The organism is Mycobacteroides salmoniphilum (assembly GCF_004924335.1).
In the GTDB taxonomy this organism is placed as follows: domain Bacteria; phylum Actinomycetota; class Actinomycetes; order Mycobacteriales; family Mycobacteriaceae; genus Mycobacterium; species Mycobacterium salmoniphilum.
The window spans coordinates 3,965,277-3,981,906 of sequence record NZ_CP024633.1; the positions used below are offsets into that span (position 1 = coordinate 3,965,277).

The following is a 16,630-nucleotide window of genomic DNA, read 5'->3' on the forward strand; positions in this document are numbered from 1 at the left end:
GTATCGAGACGAGAAAGGCGCGTAGCGAATCGATTCAATCTGATCGAATAGTTATGGCTCACAAGCTGATCGATGCCAGTTCTTGTCGTCACACCGCATCACGATCAACAGGTATCGGTGGCGACTCGTCTACCGCTGCCGTCTTCTTCCGAGTCAGCCTGGACTTCAGTGAGATCGCATGCTTTTCCACCACGAACCAACTGAAGGCCGCTAGTGGCACGGTGGCCGCCGTCGCAATAGCGAAGAACAGCAATATATTCAGGCTACCCAGGCCCACGATGACCAGCAGCTGCTGTATGGGATAGGCATAGATGTACGTGCCGTACGACAGGTCGTTTCGTAGATTCAACCGTGGATTGTGAATGAGCGAGCCCGATACGATGACCGCATAGGCCAAGGGCAACGCCGCGATATCCCGATAATTTTCAAGCAGTCCAGAGGCCAGCACGATGACGACGCTGAGCGCAACAAGCGACCACCGCGCAGGGATAACGTCCTTGTACTGATTCAGCAAGGCCCCCGCCGCGAACATCACGGCGAATCGGGCCACCATCTGCGCGATGGACGTCGCGGCGAAGACCGGATACGAGAGATATGCGGTCGCACAGAGAAAAAACACGAACGCCGCCGGAACGACCCACCGTCGCTTGAGCAACCCCGCGACACCCAGCACCGCCACCGCGATGTAACAGATCATCTCGAAGACGAGCGTCCAGATCGATCCATTCCACACTCCCGGCCACGGGACACCTCGCGGCGTGCCGTCAACGCCTGCGTAGTACACGTTCAGCAGACCGTTGTTGAGGACGTACTCGATCGGCTTGTGTGAGGAGAACAAATCCGCGACCGATCCACCCTGGATGAGAACGCTGATGGGGGCGATGACGAACGCGATGATCAGTAGACACACCCACAGGCCCGGGAAAATGCGAAGGCCTCGGGCAATGGCGAAATCTCGAAGCTTGGGCTTGCGCAGCCAACTCGCGGTGATGAGGAATCCCGATACCGCGAAAAAGCCGTCTACGCCCACTTGCTCGATGAGCTGCTCAAAGGGCCGGTAGCTGATCGTTCGACCGGTGAGCGGCCAGGAATGCCAGAAGATGACACTCACCGCCAGGATCAACCGCCACGCGTTCAACGCATTGTTTCGCGGGTCGAACACCTGGCCGAGCGTCGAACCCCCGGCTTGCCGTGAGCCGCCACTCCCGCTCACGCGGAACACCGCGCGCGTGCGAACTGCTCCATGGCATCGGCTGCGGCTACCGCACTTTCACCGGGTTTGGACATTCCGTCCGCGAGCTCGCGGGCCCGGTCGACGTAGTCCGGAGCAAGGATCCGCCTCAGGTCTGCAATGAGAGATTCTCGAGTAGTGGTCGAAAAACGCCGCGTGGTACCCACTTTCAGCTTCTTAATCTGGCCACCCCAGAGCGTTTGATTGGCATCCATCGACAAGATCAACGTGGGGACCCCGGCACGCAGACTGGCCGCGGTGGTGCCCGAGCCACCGTGATGCACGACCGCCCGGCACGCCGGAAAAACCGTCGCATAGTTGACCGCCCCCACGACCTTCACGTGGTCGGGAAGCTGCGCATCGCTGAAATCGGTCCATCCGGCGCCCACCAAGGCCCGCTCACCCAGCTCCGCACACGCCGATCCGATCATTTCAAGTGCGGCAGTGGGAGATTCGACCGGCATGCTGCCGAAACCGAAAAAGATCGGCGGGGTTCCCGACGAGATCCACGACGCGACGTCCTCATCAGCTTCGGCGGTCAACGCCATGGTCAGCGAGCCGACAAACGGCCGCAAACCATCCCACTTCTTCCACTCTGCGGCCAGCCCGGGGAAACACACCTCGTCATAGCCCTGGATTTCCAGCGAGCCGCGCTCTGCGATCCGCTGAGGCGACGGTCCGGACGCCTTCGGCAGGCGGAGTTCACGCCGCTGCGCGTCTTCCACCTTCTTGTTCAGGCGCCAGGCCAGCCAATCGAAGGCCGTCATTGCCGTGCGCCCCAACCGGGACGGCAGAATGGTGACAAGCTGACCATTGGGCCGCATCGGAATGTGATGGAGCGTGACCAATGGAATGTCGTGGTACTCAGCGACATTCGCGGCCGGCTCCTGATAGCTCTGCCCTGCGAACAACACATCGGCACCCTCGGCCGCGGACATCAGCGTGGTGTTCATCTGCGCCCAGCACTCATCGCTGAGCTCCCACATCTGACGCCACATCCTCCGAATCTCCCGCACCTTCCAGAAGGTATGGAAGAAGAAGGTCCAGAAATTGCGATACACGTCCAGCCAGGTCTTCGTATCCAACCCGTAGGAGACTGTCTCCAGCCCGGCGGACTCCGTAAAGCTCATCAGGTCGGGCGGCACCGCCATGACCACGTCGTGGCCCCTGAGCTGCAACTCGCGAGCCACGACAACAGAGGGCTCGATATCACCCCGGGTTCCGTAGCTCGCCAGCACAAACTTCATCGCCTCTAACGCCTTTCGGGTATCGCGGGTTCAGTGGAGTCCGGCTGCCCTCAGTCCTTACGCCAAAACACGCCGGTACCGTCAATTTCGGCGATCTCCGCGGTTATCCCATGCTTCGTGCGGTAATCCGTGACGGCCTGTTTGCACGAGTCAAGCGCGTGGTAATCGTCGATGATGCAAAAGCCTCCGGGAGACAAACGCTCGTAAAGCCCATCGAGCGCCTGGATTGTGGATTCATAGAGGTCACCATCAAGCCGCAATACGGCGATTCGTTCAATCGGGGCATCATGCAGCGTGTCTTTGAACCAGCCGGGAACAAAACGGACCTGGTTGTCCAACAAGCCATAGCGCTGGAAATTGGCCCTGACATTCTTTTCGGTCACCGCAAGGATGGGCGCCGCAAGGTGCAGCCTATCCCCCTTGTCCGCCTTGTAATGCGCGGTATCCGGAGGAGGTACACCCTCGAACGAATCGCAGAGCCAGACGTTTCGCGTCGTGTCCCCATACGCGGCGAGAACTCCACGCATCAGGATGGACGCACCACCGCGCCATACTCCACATTCGACCAGGTCGCCAGGCACGTCATCGGCAAGTGCCGTCTCCACGCACTGCTGCAGACTGGTGAGTCGCTGCATCCCAATCATCGTCAACGCATCCGCCGGCCAGTCCAGACCCAAGTCGCGCTTGTGCGCGTCAAACGGACGCTTGCGCACGAGCACGTAGTCGCCAAATTTGAAAAAGGGGCGGTGCAGCCAGTTCCAACCCACTGGCACAAGTTCGTCAACTCCGTATCTGGTGAGATCCTGCCGAAGCAGGTTCAGATAAGCGGATCGAGTGTCGTAATCGGTCACGGTCAAGAACTGCCCCTATCTCGGAAATGCTGGTGTCCCGTCCCAGCGCTAACAATAGCCGTCTGCACGACTCCGTCGACACGTTTCGGACCGGGCTACTCCCCTTGTCGGGGCTGCATTTTCGGTGGAATCTGTCAAGAATTCTTATGCACGAATGTCGCCAAATATCTGACGCTCGCTTGCCGGCGAAGATCCCACGGCCCTGCATTGGTATTCGGTGTCATCGGAACACGGCGCGGGGCAGCCGCTTGGGCTCTTCTGCCCGGTGAATCACGACCACGGAGTCAAACACCTCGATCCGGTCGATGATGGTGGCCGCGAACGGTACCTGGACTTCCTCGAGCCGCTTGGGATGGTCCTCCATGATCTGGTAGACCGAGCTCATCTCGAGATAGTGAGCGTGCATCGAATCCATCAGCCATTTGGTGAAGTCGATGAAAGATTCGCGCTGATCGCGATAGATCGTCCAGTAGTTGGCGCAGACGTCCTCAACGATGTAAACCCCGCCGGGGCGCAGGCGCGGGAACAGATACCTGAACGACCCGATCATCTGTTTAGGAGTGTGGCCACCGTCATCGAGGACCGTGTCGAACGGCCCGAACTCGTCGACCACTGTGCCGAGAAAGTGCGCGTCAGTCTGATCACCGATCCGCACATGGATATCGCGCCCGGGGTCGTCGTGCTGCGCGGACTTGGGGCTGATGTCGAGACCCACGATGGTGGCTCGTGGCAGGTGTTCCCGCCACATCCGCAGAGATCCACCCCGATCCACCCCGATCTCCAGCATTCGCTCGGTCCGCGTGAGAGCGCCCTGGTAAATGGGCAGGTAATGACGCAGCTTGTGGACGTTGTCGGCTTTCTCGAATATCCCTCCGATCGGGGTATCGGCGGGTTCTGAGTCGTCGGCCCGCATCGAGACCGTCTTGGCTAGGTCTGGGCCCAGCGCATCAAGCATGCGACGGCGACCTCCGTAGGGATAACGCCGCGCGATGAACGGCGGTTTGCGCTGCAACGCCAGACGAAAGAGCGGCATGATCACGAGATCCTTTGCTGTCCTAGGATGTTCGAAGAACATCGCCCATTCTCAGAATCCCGAAAAGCCATGCAAATCAGCCTACCGACATGTTGATGGCGACACCTCTGTGTTAACTGTCCTCGCGCGGCGAGAGAGCTCGTTCGCGCAGTTCCGGGCTATCCGAACCGGTCGGTCCGGCCCGGGTGGCCACCGCCGCCGGATCGGTGTTCTTGCGGTTGAGGCGCGATTTGAACGCCAGTGCGCGCTTCTCGACCAGAAACCAACTGAATGCGGCGGGCACCAGCGTCGCGCCTGCCGAAACAACAAAGAAAGCAAACGGATTCAGGCTGGCCAGCCCCGCAACGGCCAGAAACTGCTGTGTCGGCGAGGCATAGATATAGACGCCGTACGACAGGTCCGTGCGTATGTTCATGCGCTTGTTCTTGATCAGCACACCCGAAACGACGACGGCATAGGCGAGCGGAAGGGCGCCGATCACCCGATAGTCGGGCAGCATGCCCGAGGCCAGAACAATCGCGATGCTCACGCCCACCAGTGACCATCGGGCGGGTATCACGTCTCGCCACTGATACAGCAGCGCGCCGGCAGAAAACATAATGGCGCTCCGCACCGCGAGCTGCGGGATTGTCCATAACCCGGGGAAGGTCAGGGGTGGCAGGAGAATTGCCGCGATCGTTGCCAGTATCAGTATCACCGGCGCTGTCCAACGGCGGCTGGCGAGCCCGAGTAACCCGAGCCCCGCAACGGCGATGTAGCACATCACCTCAAAGACCAGCGACCACAAGGATGCGTTCCAGATTCCCGGGTATGGGATATCGCGCGGCGTCCCACCCACATCGAACTGAAGCTGCACCAATGCGCTGTTCTTCAGCATGTATTCGATCGGTGCACTGGAGAACAGCAGCCTGGCGGCTGAGCCACCCTGGATCGCAACACTGAGCGGAGCGATGACAAAGGCCGTCACCGCCAGCACGACGTAGTACCCCGGCAAAATGCGGAGCGCTCGTGCGATGAAATAGTCGCGCGTGCTGGGGTTACGAAGCCAACTCGCAGTGATCAGAAACCCGGAAAGAGCAAAGAATCCGTCAACTCCGACCGAGAACAGTAGTTGGAGTATCGCCTTCGATTCCACGACGTGCCCCGTCAGTGGGAACGAGTGGAAAAGAATGACCTCGGTCGCCAAAGCGAGTCGACATGCGTTCAGCGCGTTGTTTCGCGGATCGAATACAGAACCGAGCTTCATGCGCCTCCACCACTCTTCGCCGGAAGCGTCATCGTATCGTCATCTCAGTCCGAGATCAGGCTTTCCGGTGTTTCCATATGTAGTTGGAAAACATTGTCACAACTGATGATTCATATTCATGAGGGGCGCTCTCGCCACTAGACCACGATCAGGTGACGATGTGCTCAAAAGCGATTCGGGCAGTCCTTGTCGATCCATTCGAGAAGTGCCTGCAGGCCGTCCTCAAGCGTCCACTTCGGGCTCCACGCGAGCTGTTCGATTGCCGGCTCGATATCGCAGCTCGCGGCGCGCACGTCGCCGTCTCGGAATTTCCCCACAACGGTGGGCTCGGGTGCGGCACAGATGTCGGCGACCTTGCGGGCCAGCTCGTGAATGGTTGTTGCGGTGCCAGAACCGATGTCAAGGGTGCGCCGCTCGACAGCGGGTGCATGCACCGCCGCGAAGAGCGCATCGACAACATCGTCGATAAAAACGAAATCACGGACTATCTGTCCGTCCTCGTAAACCTCCAGCGACTGTTTCCCGCGAGCCAGACGCGCGAAGAGGGTCACGATTCCGGTGTAGGAATTGGTGAGTGATTGGCCCGGTCCGTACACATTCTGCAGGCGCAAGACGCTGAGGTTGGTGTCGTGGGCGGCCGCCCACGATGCCAACAGATGTTCCTGGGCCAGTTTGGTGCCCGCATAGACGTTGGTCGGGCGGGGCTCAGTCCGACCGGCACAGCTGGGAAGCGGCTCCGACGGCTCGCCAGCAGGACCCTTCGGATCCCACTCACCGGCAAGCAATTGAGCGTGGCTGCGCGGGCGCGGATAAAAGACCTCGGCACTGGACTGCCATGCACCTTCGCCATACACCGCCCGCGACGAAGCGAGTACCAGCTGGTCGGGCACAAGTGCCGCACGGCTCAGGGCATCAAGGAGTTGGGTTGTGCCCACCACATTGACCGAACCGTGGCGCGTCGCTTCCGAAAGCGACTGCGCCGTACCCGTCTCCGCAGCCAAATGGACAACCTGCGAGGGTTCGAACAACCGCAGCACGGCGTCCCAGTCAGGGGCATGCGTGACGTCTCCGGTGAACAGCCGCACCGACGGTGGGAGGTCGATCGCCCGGCCTCTGGCGTGCACTTGTGGATGTAAGACGTCCATCACCGCGACGTCGTATCCCGCTTGGACGAGACGGTTGGATAGCGCGGATCCAATAAATCCCGCCCCACCAGAAATGAGTACAGATTTCGACAACGCCAACGCCTCCCGTTCCTTACAGAGCAGCTCGGTAACCTGCACGCACCGGTAATGCGTTCCGGGTCAATGATATCGATGGTCTACGTGTCACCGCGCGGGGTTCTTCCGGCATGGGCCGCCGCGACGGGACCACTGACCTAAGCACGGGCAGCCCTCTCCTCCAACAGGTCGGCTGCCTTGTTCACACTCTCGTACGGCTTGGACATGTGGGGAGCGATCGCCCGGGCCCGAACCGCATAGTCCGGGCTGAGGATCTCGCGCAGGTCCGAGACCAGCGTCTCACGGGTCGTGGTCGAAAAGCGCCGGGAGGCGCCCACTTTCATGCGTTTGAGCTGATTTCCCCAAAATGGCTGATCACCAACAGTCCAGAGGATCAAGGTAGGCACACCGGCGCGCAGGCTCGCCGCCGTGGTGCCCGAGCCGCCGTGGTGAACGATCGCTCGACTCACCGGAAAGACCGCCGCGTAATTCACCACTCCGACCAACTTGACGTGTGGGGAGGTGTGAACGTCGCTGAAGTCTGTCGCGCCGGCGCACACCAACGCGCGCTCCCCCAATTCTGCGCATGCTGAACTGATCATCTCGACTGTCTCCGCGGGAGATTCAACCGGGATGCTCCCCGAGGCGAAACAGATAGGTGGCGGCCCCGCGGCGATCCACGACATGACCGCATCATCGGCCTCTGTCGTCAACTCCATGGTGAGTGCACCCACGAAAGGCCTTCGTTCGCCGTACTTCGCCCATTCGTCCGCCAGTCCGCGGAAGCAAATGCTGTCGTAAGCCTGGATTTCCAGCGACCCGCGCTGGCCGATCCGCCGCGGCGAAGGGCTCGCCGCCTTGGGCAAGCCGAGCTCGCGCCGTTGCGCATCCTCCGCCTTCTTGGTCACCCGCCAGGTCAGCCAGTCATAGGCAGTCATTGTTGTACGTGTCAACGGCGGTGGTAGGACCGGAAAGAGCTGACCATTGGGGCGCCACGGCATGGTGTGCAGGGCAACCAGGGGGATCCCATAGAACTCGGCAACATTGGCGGCCGGTTCCTCATAGCCCACGCTGGTCGACAGTAGGTCCGCACCCTCTGCCACCGATACCAGGGCCTTGCTCATTTCCGACCACTGTTCGGTGACCAGTTTCAGGGCCTGCTGACACAGCGCGACCAGATCCTGGACCCTCCAAAAATGACGAGTCCACGACATCCACAAGTCGCGGTATTCATCGAGCTGAGGCCCCACATGAACGCCGTATGGCACCGCCGAGAGTCCAACAGACTCCGCGAAGCCGATCAAGTCAGGCGGAACTGCCGTGCGCACTTCGTGACCCCTGCGCTGAAGTTCCCGTCCGACAGCAACGGCAGGTTCGATATCGCCGCGCGTGCCATAACTTGCCATGGCAAATTTCATGACGGTATCGACCTCCCCGATATGTTAGGTACTCGCAGAATGGCCGTCAGTGCTGCCGGTCATTATTACCGATCTTGTGCGTCACGGATAGCCTCAGGATGATGGGCACACATGTGTCTCCAAATTCCAAAACGTCAATACAGCTACGGCCGAAAGAATTCCGTTTCACGGGTTGCCACACGTAAAATCGCTATCTCGGATGAAGTGGCAATGCAATATGGGCCGGGCCGGGTTCAGCAGATCTCACGATATCCGTATACGGCTGCGGGCGTGCCGGATCGGTCTCGACAGACTTTGTCACGACTCACCGTTCACCGAGGTCACCCGCCCGCCCCCGCCCCGCGTTTGATTCCGTCGGCATTCCTTCTTCATACGCGATAGGGTGGCCTACGGGTTGCGCCGCGGCAGCGTAGAAAATGTCGCCGCCGCAACCGAACTCGGATTGTCGTCGAGTAGGAGCACACATGCGCGGCATCATTCTCGCGGGCGGGTCGGGCACTCGCCTGCATCCGATAACGACGGGCATCAGCAAGCAGTTGCTGCCGGTGTACGACAAACCTCTGATCTATTACCCGCTATCCACGCTGATCATGGCCGGAGTCCGCGACATTCTGGTGATCACCACACCTTTTGACGCCCCGGCATTCGAGCGACTTCTCGGGGACGGCTCGGCATTCGGCATTAGCTTGAGCTATGCGGTCCAGCCCAAACCCGAGGGCCTGGCACAGGCTTTCGTGATCGGCGCCGAGCACATCGGCACCGACACGGCGATGCTTGCACTGGGCGACAATGTGTTCTATGGGCCCGGCCTGGGCACAAGCCTGCGCCGGTTCGAGAACATCAGCGGGGGAGCGATTTTCGCGTACTGGGTGGCCAACCCGTCGGCATACGGCGTGGTGGAGTTCGATGCCGCCGGGGTTCCGTTGTCCCTGGAAGAGAAGCCCGCGAATCCGAAATCCCATTACGCGGTGCCCGGCCTGTACTTCTATGACAACGACGTCATAGAGATCGCACGCTCGCTGCAGAAGTCCGCACGCGGTGAGTACGAGATCACTGAGGTCAATCAGACCTATCTGGATCAGGGACGCCTTTCCGTCGACGTGCTGCCGCGTGGAACCGCGTGGCTGGACACGGGAACCTTCGACTCACTGCTGGACGCGAGCGATTACGTACGCACCATCGAACGCCGCCAGGGCCTGAAGATTGGCGTACCGGAAGAAATTGCGTGGCGCGCCGGTTTCATCAATGACGACCAGCTCGCTGCGCGTGCCCAACAGCTACTCAAATCTGGATACGGAAGTTACCTACTTGAGCTCTTGCAGCGGAAATAGTGCGATGTTCTGGTCGGCGGTAACACAATGGATTGACGGACGTATAAATAGTCATGGGCCCTAAGTGCATCCTGGGCCTTGTTTTTCGATGAATACGTAAAGTTGATGTGGTCGGTACGAGGGAGGCAATTGAGAACATGAACAAACTGTCACTGACGAAGATTGCGGCGGCCGTTGCCGGTACCACGCTGGCGTTGACCGCCGGCGCTGGGCTCGCATCCGCGGACCCCGTTACGGACGAGATGGTGAACAGCACCTGTACATACGATCAGGCGAATGCGGCGCTACACGCGGAGAACCCTACGGCCGCAGAGTATTTTGACCAATCGCCCCCGAATCAGCAGTTCATGCAAGAGTTCCTCAGTTCACCGAAAGCCAAGCGTGTGAGCATGATCAACCAGGTCAGGGGCAATCAGGGCATCGAGTTCGTCATACCCGTCTTCCAGCAGATGGTGCGCAGCTGCCACAAATACTGAGTCTTTACCCACAAAGGCCGGGACGAGGTGAACCCTCGCCCGGCCTTTTGCGTGTACGACATTGCATCGAACACCAAAGCTGTTGAACTAGAGCGTGATTAGCCGTTGAACTTCGGCAGCTCGGTGGTCGGATCGTCATCGCCGAGTCGAGCCGCGGCGGGCGGTGCCGGGCGGGCGCCCGCGGGCTCCAGCAGAGCACTCGGCGGTCGCGGCCGTACTCGCTGCGGCCACCAGAACCACCGGCCCAGGAGCGCCGCGATGGACGGAGTCATGAACGAGCGCACGATCAGTGTGTCGAACAATAGGCCCAGCCCGATGGTGGTGCCGATCTGGCCGATGATCTGCAGATCGCTGACGACCATCGAGGCCATGGTGGCCGCGAACACCAATCCCGCTGATGTGACGACCTTTCCAGTGCCGCCCATCGCGCGGATGATGCCCGTATTCAGCCCCGCACTCAGCTCCTCTTTCATCCGAGAGACAAGCAGCAGGTTGTAGTCGGACCCCACCGCCAACAGGATGATCACGGACATCGCCAGCACCATCCAGTGCAGACTGATGCCAAGGATGTACTGCCACAGCAGCACCGACAGGCCAAAGGACGCGCCCAGCGAGAGCGCCACCGTACCGACGATCACCAGCGCCGCGATGAAGCTCCGGGTGGTAATGAGCATGATGATGAACACCAGACAGATCGCTGCGATGCCCGCGATCAGCAGGTCATAGGTCGAGCCGTCCTTCCAATCCTTCGCGGTTGACGCGGCACCGGCGAGGTAGATCTTGCCCCCCACCAGAGGTGTTCCCTTGAGCGCCTCCTCTGCCGCGTTCTGGATCTGCTCGATCCGGGTAATGCCCTCCGGCGACATCGGATCACCATTATGGGAAATGATGAACCGCACCGTCTTTCCGTCCGGCGACAGGAATGAACTCATCGCACGCTGGAAGTCGGGGTTTTTGAACACTTCTGGAGGCAGGAAGAACGAATCGTCGTTCTTGGAGGCATCGAAGGCCTGCCCCATGGCCATCACGTCATTGGTGGATTCGTCCATCGAAGCGAACTGCCCGGACATGGTGGCGTACATGGTGAGCACCGAGGTTCGCATGCTCTGCATGACCTCGATCATCTGAGGGAACTGGACGAGCAGCTGCGGCATGATGGCGTCCAGCTGATCCATGTCCTTGACCAGAACCATCAGCCCGTCGTCAAGCGCGTCGACTCCGTCCATCGCATCGAAGATCGACCTGATCGAAAAGCAGATGGGGATGTCGAAACAGTGCTTTTCCCAATAGAAGTAGTTGCGGATCGGTCGAAGGAAGTCGTCGAACAGCGCAATGCTGCCGCGCAAGTCGTCGGTGAGTTGCTGCACCTCATGCGTATGGGCCGTCATTCGGTGTGTGGTCTCGGACATCTTCTTCATCACGAGGTACGTACGCTGCATCGTCGCGATCATCTTCGACATGTCCTCGGCCTGCTGTTGCATGTCGGCGATGCGCTTCTTCTGGAATCGAGTCGCCTGAACCTGGCCGGCGCTTTGCAAGCTGAGCAAGAAGGGCACCGATGTGTTGGCGATCGGCGTTCCCTCGGGGCGGGTAATCCCCTGCACCCTCGACACCCCACGCACCTTGAAAATGGCCTTCGCCACCTTGTTCAACACCAGAAAGTCGGCAGGGTTCCGGAGATCCCGGTCGGTTTCGATCAACAACACGTCGGGCGTCAGGCGCGACTCGGAGAAGTGACGTTGTGCGGCAGCGAATCCCTGATTGGCCGGGATATCACCGGAGATGTACAGCCGATCGTTATAGCTCGTCTTGTACCCCGGCAGCGTGGATAGTCCAACCAATGCCACTGCCAACGAGGCGACCAGGATGGGTGCGGGCCAGCGGACGACTGCGGTACCCAGCGCACGCCACCGCTGAACCCGCAGCTTGCGCTTGGGTTCGAGCAGTCCGAATCGGCTGGCCACCACAATCCCCGCAGGAACCAGGGTGACCGCGACCGCGACGGCCGCCAGCATTCCGATGGCGCACGGGATTCCCATGGTTTGGAAGTAGGGCAGCCGCGTGAAATGTAGACACAGAATGGCTCCGGCGATGGTCAGTCCGGAGGCCAAGACCACGGGAGCCACGCTGCGATATGTGGTGTAGTAGGCCGTTTCCCGGTCTTCACCGGCCTGGCGGGCCTCTTGATATCGACCGAAGAAGAAGATCCCGTAATCGGTGCCGGCGGCAATGCTCAAGAAAACCAGCATGTTGACGGCGAACGTCGACAACACGAAAACATCGTGGTAGCCGAGAAACGCCACAATGCCGCGGGCCGCGGCCAATTCGACACCCACCATGATCAGCAGCAGGATCACCGTGACCACAGAGCGATAGAGGATCAACAGCAACGTGAAGATGATGACCACGGTGACCGCGGTGATCTTCAGAATCGATTTGTTGCCCGCATGCTGCATATCCGAGGCGAGCGGCGCCGCACCGGCCACATAGACCTTGACGTCGGCAGGAGCCGCAGGCGACGTCCGATTGACGATCTCGCGGATCGCGGCGACCGATTCGTCCCCCAGGGCGGTGCCTTGATTACCGACGAGATTCAACTGCACGTATGCAGCCTTCTCGTCGGGACTCTGCACACTCGAGGACGTCAGCCGATCGCCCCACAGATCCTGCACGTGCTCTACGTGTTTGGGATCGTTACGCAGCTCACGGATCAGTCCGGCGTAGTACGCATGCGCGTCCTCGCCGAGTGGCGCCTTCCCCTCGAGCACGATCATCGCGGAGCTGTCCGAGTTCGATTCGTTGAAGTCCTTGCCCATGCGCATGATGGCCTTGACCGCCGGCGCATCCTGCGGCATGAGCGACACCGACCGCGCTTCCGCGACGTTTTCCAACGCGGGGATCGCCTTGGCCCAGTCCCAACTGACCGACGCCAACGTCGTATACAGAATCAGCGCCAGCCAGCCCAGGATGATCAGGGGCGACAGGTTTCGTATTGTTCGCGCGATGAACGGCCGCGAATGCGCTGAGTTTGTCTCAGCACTCATACCCGGTCTCATCAGTTCCTCTGCAGCACGGAGCGGACGAGGCGCGGTCCCTTCCACCCGTGCACCGCACCGACCGGCCGGGGAGACACCTGCAGTGGCCACCAGAACCACCGGCCCAGGAGGGCAGCGATGGCCGGCGTCATGAACGCTCGCACAATCAAGGTGTCGAACAACAGGCCCAAGCCGATCGTGGTTCCCACCTGCCCAAGGGTGAGCAAGTCGCTGACGATCATGGAGCCCATGGTGGCCGCGAAGACCAGGCCGGCGGCGGTCACAACCTTGCCGGTACCACCCATCGCTCGGATGATGCCCGTATTGAGGCCGGCGCCCAACTCCTCTTTCATGCGCGAGACAAGCAGCAGGTTGTAGTCGGACCCCACCGCGAGCAGCACGATGACCGACATGGCCAACACCACCCAGTTGATCTGGATGCCGCAAATGTGTTGCCAGACAAGAACGGACAGACCGAACGACGCGCCCATCGACAACGCCACGGTTCCGACGATCACCAGGGCCGCGACCAAGCTCCGCGTCATCAACAACATGATGATGAAGATGAGGCACAGCGCCGCAACACCGGCGATCAAGAGATCGTATTTCGATCCGTCGACCAGCTCACTGACCCCTGCCGCCGTACCCGCCAGAGAGAGCTTGGCGTGCTCCAGCGGGGTTCCCTTGAGCGCTTCCTCCGCGGCGGTCTTGATCGGCTCCACCCGCGAAATGCCTTCGGGTGTCGCGGGATCTCCGCGCTGAGATATCAGCATGCGCGTGGACTTGCCGTCGGGCGACATGAAGATCTTCATGACCCGCTTGAAGTCCTTGTTGTTCAGAACATCCGGCGGCAGATAGAAGGAGTCATCGTTCTTCGACGCGTCGAACGCCTTGCCCATCGCCGTCGAGTTCTCGGTGGATTCATCCATCTGGGCGAAGATGCCGGACATCGTGCTGTGCATCGTCAGCATCGATTCGCGCGTGCTCTTCATGGTGTCGATCATCACGGGGAACTGCTCGAGCAGCTGCGGCATCAGCCTGTCCAGCTCGTCAAGATCGCCCACCAGAGTCTGCATCTTGTCGGTCACCTGGTCGACACCGTCGAGCGCATCGAAGATCGACCTGATCGAAAAGCAGATGGGAATGTCGAAGCAGTGCTTCTCCCAGTAGAAGTAGTTACGGATCGGCCGCCAGAAGTCTTCGAAATTCTCGATGTGGTCCCGCAGCGTGGACATATCTTTCTGAAGATCGTGCGTGGTGCTGACCATCCGGTGAGTCGTCGCCACCATCTGTTTCATCAGATCGAACATGCGCTGCATGAGCGCGATGGTCGTTCCCATGTCATCGGCCTGCTTGAGCATGTCGTCCATGCGCGCGCGCTGGAACGGCAGGCTCAATCGCTGGCTCGCATTCGACATGCTGAGCATGAAGGGCACCGACGAGTGCTCGATCTGCGTTCCCTCGGGACGCGTGATGGACTGCACGTTGGCGATGCCGGGTACTGCGAACACCGCCTTGGCCAGCCGGTTCAACACCAGCAGATCGGCGGAGTTGCGCATATCGTGATTGGCCTCGACCAACAGGATGTCGGGCGTCGACATTTTCGATTCCGGGAAGTGCCGTGAAGCGGCGACGAGTCCCTGGACCGCGGGGATGTCCTGCGGTATGTACTTCGCGTCGGTATAGCTGGGGTTGTATCCCGGCAGCGTCAAGAGCCCGATGAGCGAGATCGCCACCGTCCCGGCGAGAATCGGTCCGGGCCAGCGCACGATCGCGGTGCCCAGCCGCCGCCAGCGGCGCGTCGTCACCTGCCGCTTGGGATCGAACAGCCCGAAGCGACTACCCGCGGCGATGCAGGCCGGTACCAGGGTGAGCGCCACCGCCACCGCGACCAGGATGCCCACCGCGCCCGGGATGCCCAGCGGCTTGAAGTACGGCAGCCGGGTGAAGTGCAGACACGCGATCGCACCCGCGATGGTCAGGCCGGATGCCAGGACGACCTTGGCCACCCCGCGGTAGGCGGTGTAGTAAGCGGTCTGGCGGTCCTCGCCCGCCTGGCGCGCCTCCTGATACCGCCCGGTGAAGAAGATTCCATAGTCCGTACCTGCGGCAATACCCACAGACACCAGCAGGTTGACGACGAAGGTGGTCAGACCCACGATCCCGTGCATGCCGAGGAATGCGACGAGTCCTCGCGCAACCTGCAGCTCGATGCCGACGGTGAACAGCAAGATGATGACCGTGATGAAGGACCGGTAGAGCAGGAGCAGCATCAGGAAAATCACGCCGACACTCACCAGAGTGATGAGGACGACCGTCCGGTTTCCGCTCTCCGACATATCGGAGACGACGGCCGCGGGACCCGTGACATAGGTCTTGACCCCCGGCGGCAGCCCCGGAGTGTTCTTGACGATCTTCTGGACGGCTTCCACGGATTCGTTCGCGTCGGCCTGACCAAAGCGTCCGGTGAGATTCAATTGCACATACGCGGCTTTTCCATCAGCACTCTGGGCGGCACCCGCGGTGAGCGAGTCACCCCAAAAGTCCTGGATGTGCTGCACATGTTTCGGGTCGTCTTTCAATTGACGGACGACGGCGTCGTAATACTTGTGCGCGTCGTCGCCGAGGGGGTTCTCACCCTCGAGCACGATCACCGCGACACTCTCGGAATTGGATTCCTGGAAGACCTTCCCCATCTGCGTCATCGCTTTGACGGAGGGCGCATCCGGTGGGCTGAGGGAGACCGAATGTTCTCTTTCGACGATCTCCAGTGGCGGCACCTTGACGGTCAGCACGACAGTGATCGCAAGCCAGCCCAGGATAATGAATACCGCACCCTTGCGGATAATGGTCGCCATTATCGGCCGGTGTGATTGACCTTTGCCGCCGTCCTCGCTCATGCGGCCTTCAGCAGGCATGAGGTAAAGGCATTGGTCTGAGTACTCACCTTCTCGGACTTAACCTCATCGTCCACGATGATGCGGCAGCCGATGCTGCGACCATCTCCCTGCGCCATGATGCTTCCCACTGCGGTCGTCTTCCCGATCTCGAATTTCACCGACCACGGCAATGGGATTTTTTGAATGTACAGCGGATCGCCATTGACATCGAAATAGCTGATATCCGCCACATTTCCTGGCGATCCAAAAACCTCATACGACATCTTCTTGGGATCAAACGATTTGGCGTCACTGACATTCGTGTCGGCATACGACGGGCGGTTCTCGGAACCGAATACACCGTGGAGCCGTGACACCGTAAATCCACCGACACCAATTACCGCGAGCACCAGCAGCGGAATCCACAGACGCATCAAAAGCCGAAGAATCGTAACCCTCCTCGTCTATCGCCGCATCCGGCACCATGCTCGGACATGCCCATCCCAAATTGCAAAACGCGGAACACCTCAGCGGTGCTCCCCGGCCGTTAAAGATTAGACCATGCATGAGAGTCGCGTATGTACCCGTTGCACACCCGATATGGAATGAGTAGCACGCTATGTGGGATACATGCGTGTACAGATTTACTGCATGGCATCTTGG

The 16,630-nt window shown here is 60.3% G+C and carries 12 protein-coding genes; 2 read left to right on the plus strand and 10 right to left on the minus strand.

From position 1 onward, the window contains the following. Positions 1-88: 88 nt before the first annotated feature. The 7 genes from DSM43276_RS19750 to DSM43276_RS19780 all read right to left on the minus strand — a co-directional run bounded on the left by DSM43276_RS19750 (position 89) and on the right by DSM43276_RS19780 (position 8,246). Entirely contained in the window at positions 89-1,213 is a 1,125-nt protein-coding gene (locus DSM43276_RS19750; protein ID WP_078328132.1) for an acyltransferase family protein, read from the minus strand. Beyond that, entirely contained in the window at positions 1,210-2,478 is a 1,269-nt protein-coding gene (locus DSM43276_RS19755; RefSeq protein ID WP_078328045.1) for a glycosyltransferase, read from the minus strand. The genes DSM43276_RS19750 and DSM43276_RS19755 overlap by 4 nt, the downstream gene beginning before the upstream one ends. Before the next feature lie 50 nt (positions 2,479-2,528). Beyond that, positions 2,529-3,329, minus strand: coding sequence for a TylF/MycF/NovP-related O-methyltransferase (locus tag DSM43276_RS19760; protein ID WP_078328046.1), 801 nt, complete (start codon positions 3,327-3,329; stop codon positions 2,529-2,531). A gap of 220 nt (positions 3,330-3,549) precedes the next feature. Then, complete coding sequence (locus tag DSM43276_RS19765) at positions 3,550-4,284, minus strand: class I SAM-dependent methyltransferase (RefSeq protein WP_078328133.1); 735 nt, start codon at positions 4,282-4,284, stop codon at positions 3,550-3,552. A gap of 190 nt (positions 4,285-4,474) precedes the next feature. Beyond that, positions 4,475-5,608 carry an acyltransferase family protein gene (locus DSM43276_RS19770; RefSeq protein ID WP_078328047.1) on the minus strand — a complete coding sequence of 378 codons (1,134 nt, stop codon included), beginning with the start codon at positions 5,606-5,608 and terminating at the stop codon, positions 4,475-4,477. 164 nt (positions 5,609-5,772) lie between these two features. Continuing rightward, a complete protein-coding gene (locus DSM43276_RS19775; RefSeq protein ID WP_078328134.1) occupies positions 5,773-6,846 on the minus strand; it encodes an NAD-dependent epimerase/dehydratase family protein in 1,074 nt (357 codons plus the stop codon). Positions 6,847-6,986: 140 nt separating this feature from the next. After that, entirely contained in the window at positions 6,987-8,246 is a 1,260-nt protein-coding gene (locus tag DSM43276_RS19780) for a glycosyltransferase (RefSeq protein ID WP_169053072.1), read from the minus strand. Positions 8,247-8,710: 464 nt separating this feature from the next. Here DSM43276_RS19780 and rfbA point away from each other — a divergent pair, with 464 nt between their 5' ends. Then, positions 8,711-9,577, plus strand: a complete 867-nt coding sequence (rfbA, locus tag DSM43276_RS19785) for a glucose-1-phosphate thymidylyltransferase RfbA (protein WP_078323228.1) — start codon at positions 8,711-8,713, stop codon at positions 9,575-9,577. Positions 9,578-9,714: 137 nt separating this feature from the next. After that, positions 9,715-10,053, plus strand: a complete 339-nt coding sequence (locus tag DSM43276_RS19790; protein WP_078328135.1) for a hemophore-related protein — start codon at positions 9,715-9,717, stop codon at positions 10,051-10,053. A 98-nt stretch (positions 10,054-10,151) separates the two neighbouring features. Here DSM43276_RS19790 and DSM43276_RS19795 read toward each other — a convergent pair whose 3' ends face one another. Genes DSM43276_RS19795 through DSM43276_RS19805 form a run of 3 tightly spaced genes read right to left on the minus strand, consistent with a single transcriptional unit; the run spans position 10,152 to position 16,401 of the window. Beyond that, entirely contained in the window at positions 10,152-13,097 is a 2,946-nt protein-coding gene (locus tag DSM43276_RS19795) for an MMPL/RND family transporter (protein WP_211196739.1), read from the minus strand. 11 nt (positions 13,098-13,108) lie between these two features. Beyond that, the gene (locus DSM43276_RS19800; protein WP_078328050.1) at positions 13,109-15,988 is read right to left on the minus strand and encodes an MMPL/RND family transporter; all 2,880 of its coding nucleotides are present in this window, start codon (positions 15,986-15,988) and stop codon (positions 13,109-13,111) included. Continuing rightward, on the minus strand, positions 15,985-16,401 hold the full coding sequence (locus tag DSM43276_RS19805) for an MmpS family transport accessory protein (RefSeq protein ID WP_099051349.1): 417 nt from the start codon (positions 16,399-16,401) through the stop codon (positions 15,985-15,987). The genes DSM43276_RS19800 and DSM43276_RS19805 overlap by 4 nt, the downstream gene beginning before the upstream one ends. Positions 16,402-16,630: the final 229 nt, after the last annotated feature.

Coding starts and splice junctions, on each gene's coding strand:
- DSM43276_RS19755 (WP_078328045.1), bottom strand. CDS start 2,478: ATGAAGTTTGTGCTGGCGAGCTACGGAACCCGGGGTGATATCGAGCCC.
- DSM43276_RS19765 (WP_078328133.1), bottom strand. CDS start 4,284: ATGCTTGATGCGCTGGGCCCAGACCTAGCCAAGACGGTCTCGATGCGG.
- DSM43276_RS19770 (WP_078328047.1), bottom strand. CDS start 5,608: ATGAAGCTCGGTTCTGTATTCGATCCGCGAAACAACGCGCTGAACGCA.
- DSM43276_RS19780 (WP_169053072.1), bottom strand. CDS start 8,246: ATGAAATTTGCCATGGCAAGTTATGGCACGCGCGGCGATATCGAACCT.
- rfbA (WP_078323228.1), top strand. CDS start 8,711: ATGCGCGGCATCATTCTCGCGGGCGGGTCGGGCACTCGCCTGCATCCG.
- DSM43276_RS19790 (WP_078328135.1), top strand. CDS start 9,715: ATGAACAAACTGTCACTGACGAAGATTGCGGCGGCCGTTGCCGGTACC.
- DSM43276_RS19795 (WP_211196739.1), bottom strand. CDS start 13,097: ATGAGTGCTGAGACAAACTCAGCGCATTCGCGGCCGTTCATCGCGCGA.
- DSM43276_RS19800 (WP_078328050.1), bottom strand. CDS start 15,988: ATGAGCGAGGACGGCGGCAAAGGTCAATCACACCGGCCGATAATGGCG.
- DSM43276_RS19805 (WP_099051349.1), bottom strand. CDS start 16,401: ATGCGTCTGTGGATTCCGCTGCTGGTGCTCGCGGTAATTGGTGTCGGT.